Genomic DNA, 15403 nt, shown 5'->3' with positions numbered 1-15403 from the left:
ATTAGGGGTAACTAAAGAATAAAAATTACACAATATTAAATTAATGTAGCTTTAAATAATTTGGATAGGTATTTACTTGGGAAATTTGTAAAAGTGGTGGCCCCTCCCAGACTCGAACTGGGGACCTAACGATTATGAGTCGTGTGCTCTAACCAACTGAGCTAAGGGGCCAACTTTATATAACTGCCAGGCAGTTAATTTTTTAAGCGTTCAGTCACAGAGCGACTAAAGCGGGTTGCAGTATAAAAACTTTTTAGGTGCTTGTCACTACCAAAAACCTTTATTTTAACAATCAACAAGCTAACTGCTTAAATAGTAATCTTTTAAGTGGGCATAAACATAAAATGTAAAGTATTTACCGTGCTATTCACTGTATTAAATTATAAACAAAACCTATCCCATATAGTCTTTTATATTTAACCCTCTACTTTTTAAGCAAAGCTGACATATATGTGTAGGCATACAAGGCTGTAAAAAATATGCTTGGGGCTACTGTAAGTGCCAAATTAGGTGTCTGATTAATTACATTCACCATAATCACTAAGCTCGATTGAACAGTAATCGGAATAATAGGCGCAAAAAGTACACCTGCTATTTTTTTGTTACTTAAATACGAGGCGCTAGAGTTAATTGCATTATTGAAGCTTTGTCGTATTGCTACGTTTTGTGGTGTTTTAGAATGAAACATACAAATAATTGGAGTTACAAACGCAAGCGTTACATAACTAAACTTATACTTGTTGACGACCATTTCTAAAATAAAGGTAAAAAACAGCGTTACAAATCCACTATACAAACCTTGCACTAATGCAGCTTGAAGCGTAACCGATTTAGCAATGTCTGCCGCACTATTTGCCCAGTAGGCCCAACTAAAATAAAAAACGAAAGACACAACGCCTGACATTATAAGTCGAATATTCAATTAACTGCCTCAATATGCCTAAAACCTAGTTTAATGATAACACTAGAAGTGAAGGTAATATTGTCACTAAATAATAAAGTATTTGATTGTATATTATAGATGTATAAACACACTAATGTTGAAGATTTCCTAAATGGCATCAAGTCAGAATCTGAGCGCGGCTGTTAGCTGGAAAGCTTATTAGTAAACAATAAGTATAGTTTTAAAATAATATTGGGAGAGAGTTAAGGAAGTAAATCAATGGGTTGAAGGGCGTTAAAAATTGGATTTAACCTAAAAAACTATCTAAAAACTATCTAAAAATTCTTTAAAAACTAATATTGTGAGCCGATCGGTACTAAAGTATTTAGCTAAACCTCAGTAGTCGGCTTACACAATATATAATCTGTCATTATTTTTTCGCAATAATGTAGATTGCATGTATTAACCCTGGGAAATAACCTAGCAGTGTTAATAGAATATTTAACCAAAAATGCATACCTAAGCCAACTTGCAAAAACACACCTAATGGCGGTAATAAAACCGAAAGTATTATACGAATAATATCCATGATCAAACTCCATTTAAATTAAACATTGAAAAGACTTAAAGCCCAGTATTACTGGGCCTTAACTATACTGTATTATTCAGCAACAATAGCTAGTTTATCAACTACGTCGCGAACATCTTCAGCATTTTTAGCAATTTTAACTGCTAGTTGCTTTTCAGCTTCAGACTCTACAGAGCCATTCAGAGTTACCACACCGTTGTCGGTATCAACATCAATGTCTGTACCACCTACTTCTGAGTCAAACAGGAAGCGAGTTGTGATTACAGTGGTGATTTTAGCGTCCGTTAGGTCGTTATCATCATCGTCCATCATGTCGTTGCTTTTATCTTCGGTGTCCATGCTTTTAACAACAGTAAGGCTGTTATCAACATCAGTTACACCATCTAGGCTAAGTACAAGTTCTTCTGCTAGCTCTTTATCGAGTTCGCTATTAACTTTACCTGTAAGTACTACCTTGCCATTTTTTACATCAGTGTTAATGTCAAAGTTGTTTAGATTAGTGTTCATAAGTAGAACGGTTTCTGCCTTACCATCAATCCAAGCATCTTTACTTTCGTTTTCCCAGCTGTTTGCTTGGGCACCCATAGCCGTAGTACCAAGAACTAGAGCTGCGATAATAGATTTGTTAAATGTTTTCATAATCTTTCTCCTTTTGATTAAAGACACTTTAACTAATGCGAGCTTCAGGCCAACTTTATTTACACTTAAAATTCAAAGACTTGAATTAATTAAATGATAAAACCTTATCTATGTTTGTGTAACTATTTACAGGCTACTCGGTAAAACTTTCTCAAATAGTGAAAATAGCTAGATAATTGCTCTTTTGGTTAATCTATCGTTAATATAACAAAACAAAAAACACCGTTAAAAAATAACCAATTGATAATTAATGAAATTATATTTGGTACGCGGTTTGCAGCCTAACTACAAGAGCAGTATCAATAGTAAATATAATAAGGAATAACTCATGTCTGTAAAAGTTGAAGACCGCCCAATAGAGCAAGTACGCGAACAAGTGATTGATCAATTAATTTATAATTACAGTCATGGTGTTATTTCTGTTGATGCATTCGAAAGACGTTTAGATAATGCGATGGATGCACCTAATAACGAAGCTCTGCTAGCCTTAGTAGAAGACTTAACACTTAATACCGATCAGCAATATAAAGCAGAAAAACAATCGCAATTTACACCACATTATAGTGCACAGCAAAACAGTGATGATGATTTTACATTACGCAGTATTTTAGGATCTAACGAGCGAAGTGGTCAGTGGGTTGTGCCAAAAAATATATATTTGAGTAACTTTATGGGATCGGTGGTGCTTGATTTTACCGATGCTATTTTTGCGCATCAAAATGTAACTATTCACGTTAACTGTATTTTTGGTAGCGATGAAATTTACGTACCAGAGCATGTCAATGTAGTGTCTAAAATGTTTTGTATTTTAAGTAGCCTTGAAAATAAATCTGTGTCGCTTAACAAACGCCAAGGCCCTACAATTCATATTGAAGGAAAGGCAGTAATGGGCTCGGTTGAGGTGAAAATAAAGCGCACAATTAAAGAAAAATTTATAAGTTTTGCAAATGAGCTAAAAACCCAGTTTGGCACGGGTAATAATAATCGCTCACTATAATTGAGTAGCAGCACTTTAGCGTGCTGCTTAGTATTTTATTATAAATCGTTATTTCGCTCGCTTGGTATATCACTTAAATACTCTACAAACTCAACTTCAAACCCTGCAGGATCAATAAAGTAGACATTCTTTCTGAAAGGATTCTCGTTACCTTGCTTGCTTAGAGTAAAACCCACTTTATTTAAGCGCATTACTACTGCGCTTAAATTATTAGTTACATAAGCAAAGTGTGCAAAACCAATTTGATGGCCCGATAAGTTTCTGTTTTCACCTTCACCATGACTGCTTATCGCAATGTAATGCGTGTCATCTCCAAAGTGTACCCAGCGTCTTGGTTTACCATGCCAATCGCCTCTGCCCTCACTTCTAATCGACCAATGTGGAAATACAGCGCGATAAAATGTAAGCATACTATCTATATCACTCGCGACTAAGTTTACGTGCTCTAAATACATAATGTTATCCTATCAGTTAAGTTAGGAGCACGATAAAACCTCAAGTTAACTTTAGGTAAAGTGTTATTTAAAATTAATTTATTTAAATGCAGATAATTATTTTTTAAAAATATATACACTTTTCAATCTTGTATAAAAAACAAACACAAGTATTTGGGGTTTATTGTTTACTTTATGGCAAAAGTCGCTAAAATACGCCGGCTGAAATATATAAACGTTCTTTTACAACCCAAAGGTAATACCATGCATCCAATGTTAAACATTGCGGTTCGCGCTGCGCGCAACGCAGGCAAAATTTTACTTCGCGCAAGTGAAGATTTATCAAAAGTTGAAGTGCAACAAAAAGGCGCTAACGACTTAGTAACTAACATTGATAAAGAAGCCGAAGCCGTAATTCGTGACACTATTTTACAGTCTTACCCTACTCACTCAATTGTTGGTGAAGAACTAGGTGAGCATAAAGGCAAGGATGATGATTACCAATGGATTGTAGATCCTATCGATGGAACAACTAACTTCATCAAAGGTATCCCTCATTACGCGGTTTCTATCGCACTTAAAGTTAAAGGTCGTTTAGACCAAGCTGTTATTTATGATCCAATTCGCGGTGAGCTTTTCACTGCATCTCGCGGTCAAGGCACTCAGTTAAACAGTAAACGTCTACGCGTTAGCAAAACTACGGTTCTTGCAGGCACTGTACTTGCTACTGGTTTCCCGTTTAAAAACAAAAACCACATGGATGCATACACTGAAGCGTTTAAAGCATTATTTGTACACACTGCTGATATTCGCCGTGCAGGTTGTTCTGCTTTAGATATGGCATACGTTGCAGCTGGCCGTGTTGATGGATTTTTTGAAATTGGTTTAAAACCTTGGAACTCTGCTGCAGGCGAACTTATGGTTAAAGAAGCGGGCGGTATGGTTGTAGATTTCGCCGGTGGTAATAACTATAACCACAGCGGCAATATTATCTGTGGTTCACCAAAACTGACTCAAGCAATTATTCGCGAAATTCGTCCAGTATTAACTGAGTCGTTACTTCGCTAATTAAATGCTATTAATAGCATACTAAAAAGGAGCCCAGGCTCCTTTTTTTGTGCCTAAAAATAAGGGTTATCTAGCTTCAACTCTACTGTTTTACCTTTTTCATAAGGTAACGAGTTTAAATCTTTTGCGAAATATTCATCAAATAAAGCATCAAACTCGCCATTTTTTTGCATTATCTCAAGCCCTTTTTTAATTGCCACTGCAAGCTCTGGCTTACTATTTGATACAAAATAATAAAACCCTGTTGGATAACTCATATATAAATTAGGTACTATCACTAGGTTACTTTGTTTATTTGCCGCTAGCTCTGAATTAACCTCGATAAATGAACGTGGGAAGTAATCAATACGCCCTGCACTTGTTAAGGCAAACATAGCCTGATAATTTGCAAACGGCCTTATATGCAGGCCATTAAACGCCATTATTTTTGTATCAGGCCAATCATGACCTTGTACCGCAGAAAGCCTACCTAACTGCTCTAAGCTAGTAATACCTTTAAATCTAGCAATGCTGTTCTTACTTGTTAATAGTGCCCTTTTACCTATGTAGCCTTTAAATAATGGGATTTTAATCGCAATAGCTAAAGACTCTCTTTCGGGGCTGCTCATACTCCAGTATAAATCTAAATTTTTTGTATCTAGTGCTATTAAAGTACGTTGTTGATGGGGATGAATTAAAACGGGGTTAATCTCTGCAGGGTATTGTGCGCTCACCAGTGCTTTTTCTAATAGCTCGTTAAGGTAGTCGTCACGAGCATATTGCACACGCTGCTCCTGCGCTACATTTACGATATTTACCTCACTCGCTAAAGCGCTGCATACAAACAAACTTACTACGTTAATCAAATACTTTAATGGCAACATAATTATCACCCTAGTTATTATCGGTAGTTTTAACAGTTATTATTGATAGTTTAAATTATCGCGTTATTTAAGCTAAACAGCTTCCAGCGCCTAAATAAAAGATGACGATATTATGTAACTGTACTTATTAATAACCGCACTATTCATACTTATCTTAAATACATAGTACGACGTTACACTCATGGCGTGCTCTACAAAGTTAGCACTGTTTATTCATACTTGCACAGTAAAGCTAAAACAATCGTGAGCATAAATATATTACAGGCAATAAAAAACCGCTCAATGAGCGGTTTTTTAAAGTAGTTACAAAACCATTACGGCATAGCGTCTTGGTCTGCGCCTTCTTTTTCAATTACTTCTGGTATTAAATCTTCTTTGCTTACGCCCATTGCTATAGCAACAGAGCTTGCAACATAAATCGAAGAATAAGTACCAATAAACACACCAAACAGTAATGCAGTTGCAAAACCATGAATGGTTTGTCCGCCCCATGTAAACAAGGCAATCAATACTAAAATAGTCGTGATTGATGTTACAAGTGTACGGTTAAGTGTTTGCGTAAGTGAAATATCAATAATTTCTATCGTATCGTCAATGCGTACCTTACGGAAGTTTTCACGTATACGGTCTGATACAACAATCGTATCATTGAGTGAATAACCAATTACCGCAAGAATTGCCGCTAATATAGTTAAATCAAACTCTAAACCTAATACCGAAAATAAACCCACAGTAATAATAACATCGTGTAGTAGTGCACCTACCGCACCAACTGCAAAGCGCCATTCAAAACGAAATGCAACGTAGATTAAGATACAAATAAGCGCAGTTAACATGGCAAGGCCACCCTGCTCTTTTAAGTCTTCACCTACACTTGGGCCTACAAATTCAATACGGCGCATTACTACGCTGTCGTCTGCTTTTTTAAGTGCATCGATTACTTGGTTACCAATTACTTCAGCTTTTACATCGCTACCGCGTGGTGCTAAGCGAACTAAAATTTCTTGGCTTGAACCAAATAGCTGCACTGATGCATCAGCAAAACCATTATCAGCTAGTGCATCACGTACTTTTTTAAGGTCAGCCGGTTGTGAAAAACCCACTTCTACCGCAGTACCGCCGGTAAAATCTAAACCAAAGTTTAGGCCTTTGATAAAAATTGATGCAAACGACGCTAAAATTAGTAGCGTCGAGAAACCCATGGCCACTTTTCGAAGAGACATGAAACGAAGGGTTCTACTACCCAAACTTAAAATTTGCATGTCTGCTCCTTAAATCGAAAGTTTATCAATGCGTTTACCACCAACAAATAAGTTGATTACCGCACGGGTACCAACGATGGCTGTAAACATTGAAGTTAAAATACCAATCGCAAGTGTCACTGCAAAGCCCGCAATCGGACCAGTGCCCACTGCAAACAGTATAATGGCAGCAATTAGTGTCGTGATGTTGGCATCAAATATAGTGCTAAATGCGCTATCGTAACCAAAATGAATCGCTTGTTGAGGGCTACGGCCATCGGCCAGCTCTTCACGTATACGTTCAAAAATAAGTACGTTAGCATCAACTGCCATACCTACTGTTAATACAATACCGGCAATACCTGGTAGCGTAAGTGTAGCGCCCGGAATTAAAGACATAACACCTACAATTAGTACTAAGTTAGCCGCAAGCGCAAGGTTTGCAACCATACCAAAACCTTTGTAGTACACAAACATAAATACAAGCACAAACGCAAAGCCAAGTGCAACCGCAGTCATACCCGCTTCAATATTTTCTTGTCCTAAGCTTGGACCTACTGTGCGCTCTTCAACAATTTGAATTGGCGCTACAAGTGCACCAGCACGAAGTAGTAAGCTTAAGTTATGAGCTTCTGCTGGGTTATCAATGCCGGTAATACGGAACGAGCGATCAAGACGGGCTTGAATCGTTGCTACGTTAATAACTTCTTCAACCTTAATAGGCGGAAGCGCTTTACCGTCTGCATCTTTTTTACCTGATGGCTTGTACTCAATAAATACCGTTGCCATACGCTTACCAATAGCACGCTTGGTAAAGGCATTCATTTTTGCCCCACCTTTGCTATCTAGCGTAATACTTACTTGCGGACGTTGGTATTCATCAGCGCCAGATTGCGCGCCCGTAATATGGCTGCCCTCTAAAATAATACGCTTTTTAAGTACAACAGGGTAACCGTCGCGGCTCATGATCATTTCAGTACCCGCTGGGATACGACCTTGGGCAGCAGCGCTAATATCTGCGTTTTCGTCTACTTCACGAAATTCAAGTGTTGCTGTCGCGCCTAAAATTTCTTTAGCACGTGCAGTATCTTGAATACCTGGTAGTTGAACAATAATACGCTCAGCGCCTTGGCGTTGTACGTTAGGCTCTGCAACACCAATTTGGTTGATACGGTTACGAATAATCGTTTCATTTTGCTTGATAGCGTAGTCACGAATTTCTTTGAGTTTTTGCTCACTCATTGTCGCAAAAAATGCTTTATCGTTACTGCTGTCATCAATGTAGACATTTAGCGGGTAGCGAGTTTCTAAGAAACTCTCCGCAGCATTTTTGTCTTCTTCGGTACGCATTTCTACACGCATACGATCGGAGCCTGCTACGCGGCGAACACTACGATAACGTAGTTTTTCTTCGCGCAGGTCACTGCGAAAATCTTGTTCCATTTGCTCAAGCTGGTTATCAACCGCTGTTGCCATGTCGATTTCCATGGTGAAATGTACGCCACCACTTAAATCAAGACCTAGCTTCATAGGGTTACCACCAACTGCTTTTAACCAAGCTGGTTGAGCAGGTGCCATATTAATAGCAGAAATGTAATCATCGCTCAGCGAATCACGAAGTAAGTCATGCGCTTTAAGTTGCTCTTCAACATTTTTTAAACGAACTAAAATTTGTCCATCTTCAAGTATTGTCGATTTAGCGGTTACATTATTTTTTTTAAGGATTGCGTTTACTTTGTCTACAACACTGAGATCGACATCAGCGCCTTTAGCACCTGAAACTTGTATGGCCGGATCGCGACCATACAAGTTTGGAGAGGCATATAAAAGGCCAATGGCTACCACAGCTAAAACAAGTAAATACTTCCAAACTGGAAACTTGTTTAACACGGGGTCGTCCTTATTATTTTTATAGCGACTTCATTGTGCCTTTTGGCAATACTGCAGATACTGCAGATTTTTGTACTGTAACTTCTGCTTGCTCGTTTAAAGAGATAACGATGAAATCTTTCTCTTCAGAAATTTTCACAATTTTACCCACTAAACCGCCTTGGGTAAGTACTTCATCACCTTTAGCCATCATACTCATTAAGCTTTTGTGCTCTTTAACGCGCTTAGCTTGTGGGCGGTAGATTAAAAAGTAAAAAACCAAACCGAAAATAGCTAACATTATTAGCATTTCCCAACCACCGCCTGCCGCAGGTTGACCAGCTGCTGCGTGTGCATTTGAAATAAATAAACTCATGATACTTCCTCTTTAATTTTAAAGTTTAATTTTTTATATCTGCTAACTCTGGCACATCTTGGCCTCGGCGAGCATAAAAATCTTGTACAAATTCTTCTAATTTACCTTCGCTAATTGCATTACGTAAACCTTCCATAACACGTTGATAGTAACGTAAGTTATGAATTGTGTTTAGTCGCGCACCTAAAATTTCGTTACATTTATCAAGGTGATGCAAATAAGCTCGTGAATAGTTTTTACACGTATGGCAATCACACTCAGGGTCAAGTGGCCCTGTATCTGTTTTATGCACTGCGTTACGTATTTTTACTACACCCGTGGTAATAAATAAATGGCCGTTACGCGCATTACGTGTTGGCATAACACAGTCAAACATATCAATACCACGGCGAACCGACTCAACTAAGTCTTCTGGCTTGCCTACACCCATAAGGTAACGAGGCTTGTCTTCTGGCATTTTAAACGCACAATGATCAAGGATATTCATCATTTCGTTTTTAGGCTCACCTACTGATAGGCCGCCTAATGCATAACCGTCAAAACCAATTTCTTCAAGGCCAGCTTGTGATTGTGCACGTAATTCTGGGTACATACCACCTTGGATAATACCAAATAAAGCAGATGGATTATCGCCATGCCCTTCTTTTGAGCGCTTAGCCCAACGAAGAGATAACTCCATAGAATCTTTAGCTTCTTTTTCAGTTGCTGGGTATGGCGTACACTCGTCAAAAATCATAACGATGTCTGAGCCTAAGTCGCGCTGTACTTCCATCGACTTTTCAGGCGACATCATAATTTCATCACCATTTACTGGAGATTGAAATAAAACGCCTTCTTCAGTGATTTTGCGCATTGCGCCTAAGCTAAATACTTGAAAACCGCCTGAGTCAGTTAAAATTGGGAAGTCCCAATTCATAAAGTCGTGTAAATCACCATGTTGTTTAATGATCTCAGTACCTGGGCGAAGCATTAAATGAAAGGTATTACCTAAACATATTTGCGCACCAGTGGCTTTAACTTCATCTGGCGTCATACCTTTTACAGTACCGTAAGTACCAACAGGCATAAAAGCAGGTGTTTCTATTACACCACGGTCAAAAATTAAGCGGCCGCGGCGCGCTTTTCCGTCAGTACAATCTAATTCAAATTTCATATCATCCTCAATGTCGGAAAAACAGTCCAACAAGCTATAATTTAACCGCCTGATTCTACCCTTTTTGCCTCACTAATACTATTAGCTGCGATAAATTCAGTTTTGCCAATTGCCGCAAACAAAAACCCCAGCAACTAAGCTGGGGGTTTTAATATATTCGACTGAGTATTAAACAATATTTTGTTACTTACGTGTTAAAAACATCGCGTCGCCATAACTAAAAAAGCGGTACTGCTGCTCTATTGCAGTATTGTAAGCGCCCATAATATTGTCTTGGCCGCTAAATGCGCTGACTAACATTATAAGCGTTGATTCTGGTAAGTGAAAATTTGTGACCATGGCATCAACAACATTAAATTGATAACCCGGAAAAATAAATATATCGGTATCACCAAAATACGTATCTAACTTGCCGCCGTGAACTTTAGCAGCCGACTCTAATGAGCGAACTGAAGTCGTGCCTACCGCAATTACACGCCCACCATTTGCTTTAGTTTGCGCAACAGCTGCAACTACGTCATCAGGTACTTCTATGTACTCTGAATGCATTACATGCTCATCAACACTATCAACTCGTACCGGCTGAAAAGTACCAGCGCCAACGTGTAGCGTAACAAAAGCCATGTTTACGCCTTTATCTTTTAGTGCTGTCATTAACTTATCGTCAAAATGTAGACCTGCAGTTGGTGCTGCAACTGCACCTGGCTTTTCTCCATAAACAGTTTGATAGCGCTCACGGTCAGCATCGGTATCAGGTCGGTCAATATAAGGAGGCAGTGGCATATGGCCAATATCATTAAGTATATCTAGCACGTTTTGGCTATGATCGAACTCAAGCTCAAATAAAGTATCGTGGCGTGCAACCATTATTGCCTTGGCTTTGCCTTCTAAAATAACTTCGTTACCGACCTTAAGCGACTTGCTTGCCCGTACATGCGCAAGTACGCGATGCTCATCTAATACCCGCTCTACAAGTACTTCAACTTTTCCGCCTGAAGCTTTTTGACCAAACATACGTGCTGGAATAACGCGTGTATTGTTAAAGACCAATAAATCGCCTTCGTTTACTAAATCAAGTATATCGCTAAACACTTTATGTTCTAAAGTTCCGCTTGGGCCATCTAAAGTGAGTAGACGGCTGCTGGTTCTGTCCGCTTTAGGAAAGCGAGCTATTAATTCATCAGGTAAGTCAAAGCTAAAGTCAGCCACGCGCATAATTAGTAATCCACATCATTTAAAATCGCGCCAAGTGTATATGTATCGGATATTAAGCTCAAGAAATCAGCCAAACTTATAATGTCTGTTTGCGTGTTTGCCATTAAATTCTCTTGTTCTTATGGTTAAATGTCACTATTCTTATTCGGCTAAATTATTATAAGTTATATTAGGGGTGTTCAACTCGTGCCAAACCAGCTTAAATTGCTAATATTAAACGCAAGTAGTGCTGAACGCCGCGCGATTAAGGGCACTTTAGATAGCTTAAATGTATTTACCTTTATTGATGCCCAAGATAGTCAACAAGCTTTAAAGCTTTTAAAACAACACCCTGTTGATATTATAATAACGGGCATTAATGTTGGTAAAATTGATGGCTGGCGCTTTTCTAGGATGATCCGCTCAGGATTATTAAAAACACCAAAAAACACACCAATCTTACTTATTCCGCCAATTTACTGTGAGCGGATTGCCGAAACAACAGCCCGAAGCTATGGGATAGATGCTGTGCTACCGTTTGAGCACAAAGATATGCTCCCTCAAGTACTTGCGAATGTTTTATCTACTCACTTAGAAAAAAGTAGCCGGCTAAACTTATTATTATTAGAGCCACTTCAAAATACGGCCGACAAAATAAGTGAACAGTTAAAGTTAAACTTTGCTATCACTCACGTAACTTCAGCTAAAGCGGCACTTAACGCTTATAACCAACAGCAGTTTTCAATTGTGCTACTCGATGCCACTACATCAAGTGCAGAGAGCTCGAGTGTACTCGTTGAAGAAATCCTCCAGCACAATTCTAAACAAGCTATTGTTACAATTATAGAAAGTGACGATGCCGATTACGCTGAGCAGCTTTTGCTTTCGGGTGTTACCGACTTTATCAGAGCCCCTTACGATCCTTCATTTTTAAACAAAGTGTGTGACCACGCCGCACGACGTGAAGATTTTATGGTGAGTTATGCTGAATTTGCTTACAAAGTAGAACAATTGAGCGTGAGCGAAGTGCGTTACAAAGAGTTATTTTCTGCTCATCAGCGTATTTTATTGCACTTAAATACAGTTGTTTTAGAGCTCGATCAGCAAGGTAATATTCGTTTTATTAACCCCGCATGGGAAACATTAAGCGGTTTTGGTGTTAAATCATCACTACAAAACCCATTAAGCGCTTATTGTAATAACGAAGATAAAGGAAGGCTTGACTACACTATTAACGATATTTTACATGGTGGCGAGCAACAGCAACAAATAGAAGTAAAGTTAACCCACAAAAATGGCAATTTAATTTGGGTTGAATGCAGATTGCAGCTAATAAAAAATAGCCGTAATAACGCGACCATAACCGCAACTATCGACAATATACACGAACGAAAGCAAGCTGAGATTCAACTACGTCATTTAGCACACCATGACCCATTAACAGGTTTACATAATCGTTATTATTTTGATCAACAGCTTAATAAAATATGCCAAGATAAATACACCTATGATGGCATAGAGCATGCTGTTATTTATATTGACCTCGATCACTTTAAAATAATAAACGACAGTAAAGGCCATCATCAGGGCGATATAGTTTTAAAAGAAGTGGCGCAATTATTTAAAGCAAATATTGGCGACGATCACCTGGTATGCAGAATTGGTGGGGATGAATTTGCAGTCATACTTACCAATATGAATTTACTGGATGCACACCTTATTGCAGAAGGTGTGTGTAGTGCGATAGAAAAACATGCTTTTAAATCAGAAGATCAGATATACACTATTAGCTGCTCTATTGGTTTAACTCAAATCACGACACAAAATAACGACCCTAATGAGTGTTTAAAACAAGCCGATATTGCTTTGTATATTGCCAAAAACCTAGGGCGTAACTTAGTACATTGCTATTCAAAAGAAGATGCTCAAAACAATACACTACAAACAGGGCTTGAATGGGGCCACGAAATTCGCCAAGCACTACAGCAAGATAATATTGAACTACATTACCAACCTATTTGGGATTTTAAAGAGTGTAAAGTTGCTTATTTTGAAGCGCTTTTACGCTTAAAACTAAAAGGTGAACTCGTATACCCAAATCAGTTTATTCCCTCTTTAGAAATGCTTAACGACACATTTTTGATGGATCAATGCGTTATACGTAATGCTATTGCTTGTGTATCTAAGCACCCAGAGTTAAACCAAGTTGCTATTAATTTGTCAGCACAATCGTTCTTAGATGAACGCTTATTGCCATTAATTGAATCAAACCTTGAAAAGTATAACGTGCCTGCTTCGCGGGTAATTTTTGAAATAACTGAATCTGCGAGTATTAATAACCTAAAGGCCACTCGTAAAATGATTGAGAAGCTTAATAGCTTAGGCTGTCATTTTTCTATCGATGATTTTGGAACTGGATTTAGTACATTTAATTATTTAAAACAGCTACCAGCACAGCATGTGAAAATTGACGGCTCATTTGTAAGTGATATGCTCAATGACCCTATAGATTTAGCGTTAGTAAAAGCAATAAATGATATTAGTCGGTCTCTCGATAAGCGCTCTGTAGCTGAGTACGTTGAAAACGAAGAGATATTTTTTGCACTAAAAGAAATTGGTGTTGATTATGGGCAAGGCTACTTTATTGCACGCCCAATACCTGTTGGAAAAGTAAAAGATGAACTCGAAAAAATTTCTAAAAATAAAACGTTTTACCAACAACAAGCTAGCCCAAAATAAACAAAATTAAACAATTTTAATCATTTTATTACTACCAATATTACCTTTCTTGCCTATACTTTCAGCATCAAATAAAAAATGTCGTGCCTTTTTATGTATTTCACTTTAAAAACATGACATTACCTTTTGGCGGCGTAGTACCGATATTTATAGTGGGTTTCAAAGCTATTTAAGCTTTTAAGGAAGAAGGTATGACACAACTAGTTATGTTATTACTGATTATACATTTTGCAATCGCGTATCAGTGTTACCGCTACGCGAATATTAAAGGCTACCCAGTTAAGGTATTTACTGTATTAGGCTGCGTGCCTTACTTTAACTTGGTGGTATGGATTTATTTATTATTTTTACCTGAACTTGAGCCTTTTGAAAGTCATCTTCAAAATCAAAAGCAGCCTTTGTAGGCTGCTTTAGTTCACTTATTATTCTGCTTTAGAAAAATCTAAACTACATTGACGCTTTAAAAATACCTCAAGCTGTTGACTAAATAGCCTAAAGTCTCGAATTCGGCCCGTAGTTTTACGCCACAAGATACCAATATCTCTATATGCATCACTTTGTGATGGTGTAGCCACCATATTTTTATTATCTAAAATACCCGCATTAATCGCCATCTGTGGTAAAAAAGTCACCCCGAGCTGATGCTCAACCATGCTTAATAGAGTATGTAAGCTTGCAGCTTCAAATGGGTTAATACAACTGGCACGGTTTAAATGACATGCACTAAGCGCATGGCCCGTCATGCAGTGCTCGCGCTCTAATAAGAATACGCTAGCCTCTGGTAATAGGTTAAAGTCGACTACGCCCTTTGCAGCGCTGTAATCCTTATGGTGCACTAAACTAAACTGATCTTTTGCCAATACTTGTGTATGAAATTTATCTGTTTCGTACGGCAGTGCAAGTAGCGCTAAGTCAATATGCCCATGTTCAAGTTTATCCAGTAGCTTGTCACTCGTATCTTCAATTAATACCAGCTCTAAATCACAAAAGGTTTCTTTACAAAAATGATAAAGCGGAGCCGCTATAAAGCTTGCAATTGTAGGTATAACCCCCACAGTCAGCTTACCACTTAGTGGTGTTAAAAAGCTTTTTGTAAGCTCTTTTAAACTAATTGTATCGTTAATTATTTTACGAGAACGCTCAACAACTTCTTCACCAATACTGGTAAACATCAGGCTGCGATTTTCACGCTCAATTAGCTGACACCCTAGTGTTTCTTCAAGATTTTGAATAGCGCTACTTAAAGTAGATTGTCCTATAAAGCAGGCGCTAGCGGCTCTGCCAAAGTGCTGATGTTGATGAACAGCTAATAAATACTGTAGTTGTTTAATACTTGGAAGGTTAGTCATTTTTTCTTT

General features: G+C 38.1%; 15 protein-coding genes and 1 tRNA gene. 4 read left to right on the top strand and 12 right to left on the bottom strand.

Features of this window, described 5'->3' with window-relative positions; translation table 11 throughout:
- Positions 1 to 94: 94 nt before the first annotated feature.
- The 4 genes from H5122_RS15575 to H5122_RS15560 form a co-directional block, all read right to left on the bottom strand.
- Positions 95 to 171: transfer RNA gene (locus H5122_RS15575), tRNA-Ile, on the bottom strand.
- A gap of 253 nt (positions 172 to 424) precedes the next feature.
- Positions 425 to 922: a hypothetical protein gene (locus tag H5122_RS15570; protein ID WP_259395783.1), complete on the bottom strand. Its 498-nt coding sequence runs from the start codon at positions 920 to 922 to the stop codon at positions 425 to 427.
- A 391-nt stretch (positions 923 to 1313) separates the two neighbouring features.
- Entirely contained in the window at positions 1314 to 1472 is a 159-nt protein-coding gene (locus tag H5122_RS15565; RefSeq protein WP_002957822.1) for a YqaE/Pmp3 family membrane protein, read from the bottom strand.
- 72 nt (positions 1473 to 1544) lie between these two features.
- A complete protein-coding gene (locus H5122_RS15560; protein WP_024597541.1) occupies positions 1545 to 2111 on the bottom strand; it encodes a BON domain-containing protein in 567 nt (188 codons plus the stop codon).
- Between the two features lie 328 nt (positions 2112 to 2439).
- On the opposite strand from H5122_RS15560, the gene H5122_RS15555 reads away from it, so the two are divergent.
- Positions 2440 to 3108 carry a LiaF domain-containing protein gene (locus H5122_RS15555; RefSeq protein ID WP_039488234.1) on the top strand — a complete coding sequence of 223 codons (669 nt, stop codon included), beginning with the start codon at positions 2440 to 2442 and terminating at the stop codon, positions 3106 to 3108.
- Between the two features lie 38 nt (positions 3109 to 3146).
- Here the strand turns inward: H5122_RS15555 and H5122_RS15550 are convergent, their stop codons facing one another.
- Entirely contained in the window at positions 3147 to 3563 is a 417-nt protein-coding gene (locus tag H5122_RS15550; protein WP_182682573.1) for a VOC family protein, read from the bottom strand.
- A gap of 243 nt (positions 3564 to 3806) precedes the next feature.
- Between H5122_RS15550 and suhB the strand changes: the two genes are divergently transcribed.
- Complete coding sequence (gene suhB, locus H5122_RS15545; RefSeq protein WP_002957826.1) at positions 3807 to 4610, top strand: inositol-1-monophosphatase; 804 nt, start codon at positions 3807 to 3809, stop codon at positions 4608 to 4610.
- A 53-nt stretch (positions 4611 to 4663) separates the two neighbouring features.
- On the opposite strand, the gene H5122_RS15540 is transcribed toward suhB, so the two are convergent.
- From H5122_RS15540 to queA, 6 genes are all read right to left on the bottom strand, one after another.
- A complete protein-coding gene (locus H5122_RS15540) occupies positions 4664 to 5473 on the bottom strand; it encodes an ABC transporter substrate-binding protein (protein WP_182671447.1) in 810 nt (269 codons plus the stop codon).
- 314 nt (positions 5474 to 5787) lie between these two features.
- A complete protein-coding gene (gene secF / locus H5122_RS15535) occupies positions 5788 to 6735 on the bottom strand; it encodes a protein translocase subunit SecF (protein ID WP_182682574.1) in 948 nt (315 codons plus the stop codon).
- A gap of 9 nt (positions 6736 to 6744) precedes the next feature.
- Positions 6745 to 8604 (bottom strand): protein translocase subunit SecD, encoded by a 1860-nt coding sequence (secD, locus tag H5122_RS15530; protein WP_182682575.1) that lies wholly within the window; start codon positions 8602 to 8604, stop codon positions 6745 to 6747.
- A gap of 19 nt (positions 8605 to 8623) precedes the next feature.
- A complete protein-coding gene (gene yajC / locus H5122_RS15525; protein WP_002957830.1) occupies positions 8624 to 8959 on the bottom strand; it encodes a preprotein translocase subunit YajC in 336 nt (111 codons plus the stop codon).
- A 25-nt stretch (positions 8960 to 8984) separates the two neighbouring features.
- Positions 8985 to 10112, bottom strand: a complete 1128-nt coding sequence (gene tgt / locus H5122_RS15520) for a tRNA guanosine(34) transglycosylase Tgt (protein ID WP_002957831.1) — start codon at positions 10110 to 10112, stop codon at positions 8985 to 8987.
- 183 nt (positions 10113 to 10295) lie between these two features.
- A complete protein-coding gene (queA, locus tag H5122_RS15515) occupies positions 10296 to 11327 on the bottom strand; it encodes a tRNA preQ1(34) S-adenosylmethionine ribosyltransferase-isomerase QueA (protein WP_002957832.1) in 1032 nt (343 codons plus the stop codon).
- A 186-nt stretch (positions 11328 to 11513) separates the two neighbouring features.
- Here queA and H5122_RS15510 point away from each other — a divergent pair, with 186 nt between their 5' ends.
- Both H5122_RS15510 and H5122_RS15505 read left to right on the top strand, forming a co-directional pair.
- On the top strand, positions 11514 to 14045 hold the full coding sequence (locus tag H5122_RS15510; protein WP_182682576.1) for a GGDEF domain-containing protein: 2532 nt from the start codon (positions 11514 to 11516) through the stop codon (positions 14043 to 14045).
- 191 nt (positions 14046 to 14236) lie between these two features.
- The gene (locus tag H5122_RS15505) at positions 14237 to 14449 is read left to right on the top strand and encodes a hypothetical protein (RefSeq protein WP_002957835.1); all 213 of its coding nucleotides are present in this window, start codon (positions 14237 to 14239) and stop codon (positions 14447 to 14449) included.
- Positions 14450 to 14467: 18 nt separating this feature from the next.
- On the opposite strand, the gene H5122_RS15500 is transcribed toward H5122_RS15505, so the two are convergent.
- On the bottom strand, positions 14468 to 15394 hold the full coding sequence (locus tag H5122_RS15500; RefSeq protein WP_002957836.1) for a hydrogen peroxide-inducible genes activator: 927 nt from the start codon (positions 15392 to 15394) through the stop codon (positions 14468 to 14470).
- Positions 15395 to 15403: the final 9 nt, after the last annotated feature.

Source organism: Pseudoalteromonas sp. SG43-8 (assembly GCF_014164245.1).
GTDB classification, from domain to species: domain Bacteria; phylum Pseudomonadota; class Gammaproteobacteria; order Enterobacterales; family Alteromonadaceae; genus Pseudoalteromonas; species Pseudoalteromonas distincta.
The sequence above is the reverse complement of the archived record's forward strand: the minus strand, read 5'-3'. Positions and strand labels throughout refer to the sequence as shown.